The organism is Bradyrhizobium ferriligni (assembly GCF_056837965.1).
On the sequence record NZ_JBXEJO010000013.1, the window covers coordinates 115,532 to 125,000 of the forward strand.

Sequence of the window (9,469 nt, forward strand, 5' to 3'; positions counted from 1 at the left end):
GTTTGGCGGGCGAGGAGAACTGCCAGCCGCGGGAAGGTACTAGTCGGCGCGCGCCGCTCCAGGAGCGTCCAGCAGGCGCTGCATGAACACGAGATCGAGCCAGTGGCCGAACTTGCGTCCGACCTCCGGCATCCGGGCGACCTCGACGAAGCCGGCCTGCGCGTGCAGCCGCAGCGAGGCCGGATTGCCGCCGTCGATGCCCGCGATCATGACGTGCTTGCCGAGCGCCGTGGCCGCGGCGATCAGTTCGTCGACGATGATCCGGCCGAGGCCGCGGCCGCGATGATCGGCATGGATATAGACGCTGTGCTCGACGCTGTAGCGGTAGCCTGGGAAGGTCCGGAAGTCGCCGAATGTGCCGTAGCCGAGCACCGTCGTCCCCTCGACGGCCACCAGCACCGGATAGCCGAGCGCCTGCCGCGCGTTCATCCAGGCCAGCCGCTCGGCGTCGGAATCCTGCTTCTCCGTCCAGATCGCATTCGAGTTGGCGACCGCCTCGTTGAAGATCGCGGTAATCGCAGGGATGTCCTGCTCGGTGGCGGGGCGGATAATCATCGGTGGTTCCTTGACGGGCCTCTTGAACGGACCCCATCGTCTACTATATAAGACGGTATGTCAATTATAGAGGACAAGGCCGATGAGGCTCTCGGGCGGCGGGTTCGCGCCGAACGGGAGGGCCGCGGCTGGTCGCTGGCGGATCTCGCCGGACGGGCAGGCGTGTCCAAGGCCATGCTGAGCAAGATCGAGCGGGCGGAGGCAAGCCCGACGGCGGCGACGCTGTCGCGGATCGCCACCGCCTATGGTCTCACCATGGCCGCGCTGTTCGAGGTTGCCTCACCCAATTCCCGCCTGCAGCGGGCCAAGGATCAGCCGGTTTGGCGCGATCCGAAGGCGGCCTATCTGCGGCGGCAGGTGTTCCTGCATCCGGCCAATCCGCTGGAGCTGGTGGAGATCGAGCTGCCTGCAAGGCAGGAAGCCGGCTTCCCCGCCAGCGCCTATCACCTGGTCCGCGAGGTGGTGTGGGTGATCAGCGGCCGCCTCACTTTGATGGAAGGGGCGGAGCGCCACGAGCTCGCTGCGGGTGACCGCGTCGAGCTTGGTCCGCCGTCGGACATCGTCTTCCGTAACGAAACGGCTCAGCCTTGCCGCTACCTTGTCGCCATCGTGCGGCGCTGAGCTTCATCGGGCGAAATCGCAGATTGCCGCTCTTCCGTTTTGGAACCAAGTGCCCACATCTGCGGCAAGCCTGAAAAATGATGGCGACGACCAGAGGCTGGTTGAGAAACGTCAACGCGGCCCGCGGAAACCCAATGAAGATGCCGTTGTCATGCCTGAATGGGTGACGATGGCAGGCCGAGGGAAAACGAATGAACATTGAGAAGTACACCGAGCGCGCGCGCGGATTCATCCAGTCTGCCCAATCGCTCGCAATGCGCGACGGTCACCAGCAGTTCTCGCCGTTGCATCTGTTGAAGGTGCTGCTGGACGACAATGAGGGACTCGCCGGCGGTCTGATCGACCGTGCTGGCGGTAATTCCAGAGCAATCCTGAAAGCGACCGAAGAGGCGCTGAACAAGCTGCCGAAGGTCTCGGGCAATGGTGCCGGGCAGGTCTACCTGTCACCGGAGCTGGCGCGTGCCTTCGATGCGGCGGAAAAGGCCGCCGACAAGGCCGGCGACAGTTTTGTCACCGTCGAGCGGCTGCTGCTCGGGCTCACGCTCGAGAAGGGCAGCGAGGCCGCCTCCATCCTGAGCAAGGGCGGCGTCACGGCGCAGAACCTGAACGCGGCGATCGAAGCGCTGCGCAAGGGCCGCACCGCTGATAGTGCGACCGCCGAGAACGCGTACGACGCGCTGAAGAAATATGCCCGCGACCTGACCCAGGCTGCGCGTGACGGCAAGCTCGACCCGGTGATCGGCCGCGACGAGGAGATCCGCCGTACCATCCAGGTGCTGTCGCGGCGGACCAAGAACAATCCCGTCCTGATCGGTGAGCCCGGCGTCGGCAAGACCGCCATCGTCGAGGGCCTGGCGCTGCGCATCCTCAACGGCGACGTGCCGGAGAGCCTGAAGGACAAGAAGCTGCTGTCGCTCGACATGGGCGCCCTGATCGCCGGCGCGAAATATCGCGGCGAGTTCGAGGAGCGGCTGAAGTCCGTGCTGCAGGAGGTCTCGACCGCCGAGGGCGGCATCATCCTGTTCATCGACGAGATGCACACGCTGATCGGCGCCGGCAAGACCGACGGCGCGATGGACGCGTCCAACCTGTTGAAGCCGGCGCTCGCGCGCGGCGAGCTGCACTGTATCGGTGCGACCACGCTCGACGAGTACCGCAAGCATGTCGAGAAGGATGCCGCGCTGGCCCGCCGGTTCCAGCCGATCTATGTCAGCGAGCCGACGGTCGAGGACACCATCTCGATCCTGCGCGGCCTGAAGGACAAGTACGAGCAGCATCACGGCGTGCGCATCACCGATTCCGCGCTGGTGGCCGCGACCACGCTGTCGAACCGCTACATCACCGACCGCTTCCTGCCCGACAAGGCCATCGACCTGATGGACGAGGCAGCAGCGCGGCTGAAGATGCAGGTCGATTCCAAGCCGGAAGAGCTCGATTCGCTGGATCGCGACATCATCCGGCTGAAGATCGAGCAGGAGGCGCTGAAGAAGGAGAACGATGCCGGCTCCAAGAGCCGCTTGCAGACCCTGGAGAAGGAGCTCGCCGGGTTAGAGGAGCGATCGACGGCGCTGACGGCGCGTTGGAGCGCGGAGAAGAACAAGCTCTCCAATGCCCAGAAGCTGAAGAGCGAACTCGATGCGCTCCGCGTCGAGCTGGCCAATGCGCAGCGTCGCGGCGAATTCCAGAAGGCGGGCGAGCTGGCCTATGGCCGGATTCCCGAGCTGGAAAAGAAGCTCGCCGATATCGAGGCGCAAGAAAACAGCAAGCCGAACGGCGGCGAGATGATGGAGGAGGCGGTCACCGCCAACCACATCGCGCAGGTCGTCTCGCGCTGGACCGGCGTGCCGGTCGACAAGATGCTCGAGGGCGAAAAGGACAAGCTCCTGAAAATGGAGGATAGCCTCGCCAGGCGCGTCGTCGGCCAGGCCGAAGCCGTGCGTGCGGTGGCAACCGCCGTGCGCCGTGCCCGCGCGGGCCTGCAGGATCCGAACCGGCCGACCGGCTCGTTCATGTTCTTAGGCCCCACCGGCGTCGGCAAGACCGAGCTGACCAAGGCGCTCGCCGCTGACCTGTTCAACGACGAGACCGCGATGGTCCGCCTCGACATGTCCGAGTTCATGGAGAAGCACTCGGTCTCGCGACTGATTGGCGCGCCTCCCGGCTATGTCGGCTACGACGAGGGTGGTGCACTGACCGAAGCCGTGCGGCGCCGACCCTACCAGGTCGTGCTGTTCGACGAGATCGAGAAGGCGCATCCCGACGTCTTCAACGTGCTGCTGCAGGTGCTCGACGACGGCCGCCTGACCGATGGTCAGGGCCGCACCGTCGACTTCCGCAACACGCTGATCATCATGACCTCGAATCTCGGTTCGGAATTCCTGGTGAATCAGCCGGAAGGCGAGGACACTGCGGCGGTCCGCGATCAGGTGATGGGCGTCGTGCGGGCGCATTTCAGGCCGGAATTCCTGAACCGCATCGACGAGATCATCCTGTTCCACCGCCTGCAGAAGAGCGAGATGGGCCGTATCGTCGAGATCCAGTTCGCGCGGCTGACCAAGCTGCTCGAGGATCGCAAGATTGAGCTCACGCTGGACGCCAAGGCGCGGGACTGGCTCGCCGAGAAGGGCTGGGATCCCGCTTACGGCGCCCGCCCGCTGAAGCGGGTGATCCAGCGCAGCGTGCAGGATCCGCTGGCCGAGATGATCCTCGCCGGCGAGGTCAAGGACGGCGATCACGTGGTGATCTCGGAGAAGGGCAACGTGCTGACCTTCAACGGTCAGGTGCCCAAGACCGCCGAGATCGTGCAGTTCGAGGCTCCGGTCTCGAAGCGCAAGCTGAACTGACGGCGCAACACCAGAATCCTCCCCGCAGGTCGCGGGGAGGATATTCATTTGCGAATCACTCCTGCGGGACGATCGGCGGCGAAGGGCTGGCGGGCTCGTCGTCCTCGGCGGACTCGAGCTCGGAAAGGATATCGACCAGTTCGCGGGCACGGCCGGTGGCCAGCGGCCTGCCGGCATTGATCAGCGGTTCGTCATTGGCGAGCCAGGCCTGCGCCTCGGCAAGCTCGGTGATGGTTGCTCCCGACGCAATGATCCTGGCAATCGTGACGTCGTCGGTGTGGCCGACGGCCTTCAGCACATCGTCGCGGGTGAGCTGGGTCATGGTGCAAATCCTTGTGCATATCTTCGTTGAGCGCGACCAAACCCTCCCCGCCGGCTATCCGCGCCAGCGGGTAGGGATGGATCAGTTCAAGGCCTCAGCTGTGCGTCGTGAGCCGAGGCGGATGCTGGGACATCGCCCAGAGCTCGATCGCCGCAAGGACCGCGACGGCGATGCCGATCACCACGTGCACGGTCGTCGCGGTGGTCATTCCCTGGAAACCCAGGACCCAGGGCGAGACCAGCGCCCAAAGCCCGACGATGAGGTTCAGCCACTCCTCCCAGACCGCGAATGCCGCGAGCGCGGCGATCGCGAGGGCCGCCATCGCGAGGCCGACGATGTAGGCGTTGGTGGAAATCGTTCCGGCGTCGAACTTGAACAGCCACGGCGATAGGAAGAGAAGCGCGCCGAGGATCAGGTTAGCGACATCGCACAGTTTTGCGTTCGTCCAGTTCTCCATGACACCCTCCATTGGAGGTTTCACTGACGAATCAACTGGATGGTCGCCGTTCGGGTTCCTATCTCACGGGCGAAATCTGATGGAACTGGCGCCCTATCGCATCATCAGCGGTTGGTGATGGAGCGGGTCTGCGACGTGGAACTGGTGGCGTCCGAGACGATTCGCGAGCTGCCGCGGCTGGACATCTGGGCCTCGATCCGGTCGCGCTCCTTCTCGAAGTTCGCCAGCATCGGGCCTTCGAGCGAACGGCCGCGCGGCAGCTTCACGCGCATCGGGTCGACGAATCGGCCGTTGACCAGGATTTCGTAGTGGACGTGCGGGCCGGTCGACTGGCCGGTCGAGCCGACGAAGCCGATCACCTGGCCCTGCCGCACCTTCTTGCCGATCTCCATGCCCTTGGCGAAGGCCGACATGTGGCCGTAGGCCGTCTCATAGCCATTGGCATGCTTCATGCGGATATATTTGCCGTAACCGCCCTCGTATCCGACCTTCTCGAGCACGCCGTTGCCGGACGCGAAGATCGGCGTGCCGTAGGCGGTGGCCCAGTCGACGCCGGTGTGCATCTTCACATAGCCGAGGATCGGGTGGCGGCGGCCGCCGAAGCCCGAACGCATGATCGCGTTGTTGACCGGCTTGCGCACCAGGAACTTCTTCGCGCTCTTGCCGGTCTCGTCATAGTAGTCGACGAGGCCGTCGTCCGAGCTCTGGAATCGGTAGTATTTCTTGGTTTCGCCGCCCACGGTCAGCGCGGCGTAGAGCACTTCGGTCTTTTCGGTGCTGGTGACGCCCTCGTCCTCGCCGGCAAAGAACACGTCGAACGAGTCGCCGGGCTGTACCTTGCGCTGGAAATCGACGTCGTAGGAGTAGATCTTGACCATGTCTTCGATGACGGTCGGCGGCACCTTGTTGCGCAGCGCGGTCTCGTAAATGCTCTGATAGAGCCGCACGCCGCTGCCATCATCCTCGTCATCGTCGCTGGAATTGTCGGCGGTCTCGGTGACGGTGTTCATGCTCTGCACGTCGACGGCGACGTATTTGCCGAGATCGGACAGCGCGGCGACGGCCTCGATGACCGATTCGTTGGCGACGATCACGCGATAGGGCTGCAGCCTGACATTCGGTCCGGGAGCGGCCGGCGCCATCAGGATTCGTACCTTCTGGCCTTCCTTCAGGCCGCCCTCGCGGCCGCGCGGACCGAGCGTTGCGGCGATCGCCTTCGCCTCGTCGGGCGTTGCGCCCTGATCGCGCAGGATCGAGGTGATGCTGTCGCCCTTCTTGACGAGGTGAACCCGTTCACCGACCGGATTGCCACCGGTGACCTGCTCTTTGGTCTTCGGCAGCAGGGTGACGTTCTCCGGCACCACGCGGGTCTCGAAGCCGGCATAGGGATCGGAGGTGTTGCCCTCGGTGGCGTAGGCCATCCTCATGTCGGGGCCGGCGCCACTCGCGTCAGCCGCGGCATTGGCGAGAGAAGCGTAGCGCACCGAGCCGCCGGAGCCGCGCCAGTTGGCGGCGTCGCGGACCCGCATCAGCACGTCGTCGAGCGCGACGACGGCGGCGAGCTTGGCCTTCGGCAGCACGGAGCCGAGATCCTTGGTGACGAACGAGACCTCGGCGTCGGGCTCGGCCGCGGCATTCGGATCCTCGGCCGCCGCCGGCGTGTCGGAGCCGACATCGGTCAGCAGACGCTGCGCGTTGAATGCCGGTATTTTGGCCGACAGATCGCTCGTGGTCATCGAGAGATTGCCGGAAATTCGGATGAAGGGCCGCACCCGCATCACGTCGCGATTGCCGACGCGGGTCACGGTCGACACGCGCACCAGGCTGCGGGAAGCGGAGGATTCGCTGGGCGGCGGCAGGCGGTCGCCCTTGTGCAGGCTGACGACGCGATCATTGCCGTTGAAGGCGCCGCGCAGCGCGCCTTCGACGCGCTCCGGCACCTTGGCGAAGGTCATCTCGCCATCGAGCGACGCAAAAACGGCCCCGCCGATCAGGGCCGCGCCACATAGTCCAGTCAAAATAGTGCCGCTGAACCACTGAACGGAGACACGGCGGCGATCGATCACCGCAGCCTCGGTGCCGTCGACCGAAAGCGGCGGTTCGTGACCGAGATCGATCATCCCGGTCTCGCGCCCAATGCCGCTTCCGCGTGACGCCCGTTGGCTCAACCCTGCATCCCCCCAAATTCCAGCAACTGCGATCGACCTCTGCTCGTCCTTGTCCCCACCTTGATCCCGTGAAGAGGGATCTCGGCAGTGTGGCGAGCCACACGCATCGAATTCGAGAAGCCGATGGCCATTAGCTAGCCGCGATCTCGAACGTCAATGGTGTGCAGATCTCTCGATGTTGCTCGGCCGCGAAGGGAAGAGGCGACGGATTCTTGGAGAAAATCGCCTGGTCCCCCAGAAAAACCGCCCCAGCCCCCACAGGTTACGAGCGGTTCAATGCATTCGTTATAGCCAGAACGTCGCAGGATTGTGGCTCAAGTGCGGCATTTGAGGTGGAAAAGCTGCCCTGAACGCAGGTCGATGCCCGCCGCCCGGCCCGGGGGCGGTTGGAACCCATTTTGGAGGGCCTCGCGGGCTCCCCGGCGTCGAACTTTTTTTAAAGTTTTTTGCGGCAAGGGCTGGGCGACGAATTTTTACCTCCGACCTAAGCCACGGAAAGCACGAGAATTTCTTCGCACTGCACAAGCGATTTGGGCGTGCGACGATTTGTTGACAATGGCCGTTGACAATCCCGAGGGGGGCGGACTATAAACCAACCACTGAGCGCGGCGCCGCCGGGTCACTGACCAAGGCGAGCGAACGCGCCACTGATGCTCCTCACTTCGATGAGTGACACAACAGCCGACATAAATCGGTTGGAGTTCACCGTCGGCCGGTGAAGGGTAGAACCACCCTCTAAGGGTGTGGGGTCATCGGATCCCGGGCTGTTTGACAAGTGAAGATGAAGAAAGAGAAACGTGGACGGCGGAGTCCTTGCGTCTCTCGGAATACTTGAAAGCTTCGGCTTTCGACTTTCTGAGGGTGGACGAAAGACTTCGGCGGTACACGTTTTAAAGGTTACACCATCGCTGCACACGATGTGAATCGTCAGCAGCTCGCCGGTTTCGGCCGGTGAAGAATGGTGGGACCTCGTCAAACGTTGTGATCAGCCGGTTCAAGGTTTCAAGTCCAACTTGAGAGTTTGATCCTGGCTCAGAGCGAACGCTGGCGGCAGGCTTAACACATGCAAGTCGAGCGGGCATAGCAATATGTCAGCGGCAGACGGGTGAGTAACGCGTGGGAACGTACCTTTTGGTTCGGAACAACTGAGGGAAACTTCAGCTAATACCGGATAAGCCCTTACGGGGAAAGATTTATCGCCGAAAGATCGGCCCGCGTCTGATTAGCTAGTTGGTGAGGTAATGGCTCACCAAGGCGACGATCAGTAGCTGGTCTGAGAGGATGATCAGCCACATTGGGACTGAGACACGGCCCAAACTCCTACGGGAGGCAGCAGTGGGGAATATTGGACAATGGGCGCAAGCCTGATCCAGCCATGCCGCGTGAGTGATGAAGGCCCTAGGGTTGTAAAGCTCTTTTGTGCGGGAAGATAATGACGGTACCGCAAGAATAAGCCCCGGCTAACTTCGTGCCAGCAGCCGCGGTAATACGAAGGGGGCTAGCGTTGCTCGGAATCACTGGGCGTAAAGGGTGCGTAGGCGGGTCTTTAAGTCAGGGGTGAAATCCTGGAGCTCAACTCCAGAACTGCCTTTGATACTGAAGATCTTGAGTTCGGGAGAGGTGAGTGGAACTGCGAGTGTAGAGGTGAAATTCGTAGATATTCGCAAGAACACCAGTGGCGAAGGCGGCTCACTGGCCCGATACTGACGCTGAGGCACGAAAGCGTGGGGAGCAAACAGGATTAGATACCCTGGTAGTCCACGCCGTAAACGATGAATGCCAGCCGTTAGTGGGTTTACTCACTAGTGGCGCAGCTAACGCTTTAAGCATTCCGCCTGGGGAGTACGGTCGCAAGATTAAAACTCAAAGGAATTGACGGGGGCCCGCACAAGCGGTGGAGCATGTGGTTTAATTCGACGCAACGCGCAGAACCTTACCAGCCCTTGACATCCCGGTCGCGGACTCCAGAGATGGAGTTCTTCAGTTCGGCTGGACCGGAGACAGGTGCTGCATGGCTGTCGTCAGCTCGTGTCGTGAGATGTTGGGTTAAGTCCCGCAACGAGCGCAACCCCCGTCCTTAGTTGCTACCATTTAGTTGAGCACTCTAAGGAGACTGCCGGTGATAAGCCGCGAGGAAGGTGGGGATGACGTCAAGTCCTCATGGCCCTTACGGGCTGGGCTACACACGTGCTACAATGGCGGTGACAATGGGATGCTAAGGGGCGACCCTTCGCAAATCTCAAAAAGCCGTCTCAGTTCGGATTGGGCTCTGCAACTCGAGCCCATGAAGTTGGAATCGCTAGTAATCGTGGATCAGCACGCCACGGTGAATACGTTCCCGGGCCTTGTACACACCGCCCGTCACACCATGGGAGTTGGTTTTACCTGAAGACGGTGCGCTAACCGAAAGGGGGCAGCCGGCCACGGTAGGGTCAGCGACTGGGGTGAAGTCGTAACAAGGTAGCCGTAGGGGAACCTGCGGCTGGATCACCTCCTTTCTAAG

General features: G+C 62.6%; 6 protein-coding genes and 1 rRNA gene. 3 read left to right on the plus strand and 4 right to left on the minus strand.

Going from position 1 to position 9,469, the window contains the following annotated elements:
- Positions 1-39 precede the first annotated feature (39 nt).
- Positions 40-555 (minus strand): GNAT family N-acetyltransferase, encoded by a 516-nt coding sequence (locus tag AC1VNY_RS10295; RefSeq protein WP_482405058.1) that lies wholly within the window; start codon positions 553-555, stop codon positions 40-42.
- Between the two features lie 57 nt (positions 556-612).
- Between AC1VNY_RS10295 and AC1VNY_RS10300 the strand changes: the two genes are divergently transcribed.
- On the plus strand, positions 613-1,176 hold the full coding sequence (locus tag AC1VNY_RS10300; RefSeq protein WP_482405059.1) for a helix-turn-helix domain-containing protein: 564 nt from the start codon (positions 613-615) through the stop codon (positions 1,174-1,176).
- Positions 1,177-1,367: 191 nt separating this feature from the next.
- Positions 1,368-4,019: an ATP-dependent chaperone ClpB gene (gene clpB, locus AC1VNY_RS10305; RefSeq protein WP_482405060.1), complete on the plus strand. Its 2,652-nt coding sequence runs from the start codon at positions 1,368-1,370 to the stop codon at positions 4,017-4,019.
- Positions 4,020-4,074: 55 nt separating this feature from the next.
- Here the strand turns inward: clpB and AC1VNY_RS10310 are convergent, their stop codons facing one another.
- From AC1VNY_RS10310 to AC1VNY_RS10320, 3 genes are all read right to left on the minus strand, one after another.
- The gene (locus AC1VNY_RS10310) at positions 4,075-4,341 is read right to left on the minus strand and encodes a hypothetical protein (protein WP_038385289.1); all 267 of its coding nucleotides are present in this window, start codon (positions 4,339-4,341) and stop codon (positions 4,075-4,077) included.
- Positions 4,342-4,435: 94 nt separating this feature from the next.
- Positions 4,436-4,798 (minus strand): SPW repeat protein, encoded by a 363-nt coding sequence (locus AC1VNY_RS10315; protein WP_482405061.1) that lies wholly within the window; start codon positions 4,796-4,798, stop codon positions 4,436-4,438.
- Positions 4,799-4,902: 104 nt separating this feature from the next.
- Positions 4,903-6,966 (minus strand): peptidoglycan DD-metalloendopeptidase family protein, encoded by a 2,064-nt coding sequence (locus AC1VNY_RS10320; RefSeq protein ID WP_482405062.1) that lies wholly within the window; start codon positions 6,964-6,966, stop codon positions 4,903-4,905.
- A 1,009-nt stretch (positions 6,967-7,975) separates the two neighbouring features.
- Here AC1VNY_RS10320 and AC1VNY_RS10325 point away from each other — a divergent pair.
- Positions 7,976-9,464 (plus strand): 16S ribosomal RNA (locus tag AC1VNY_RS10325).
- The last annotated feature ends 5 nt before the right edge of the window (positions 9,465-9,469 follow it).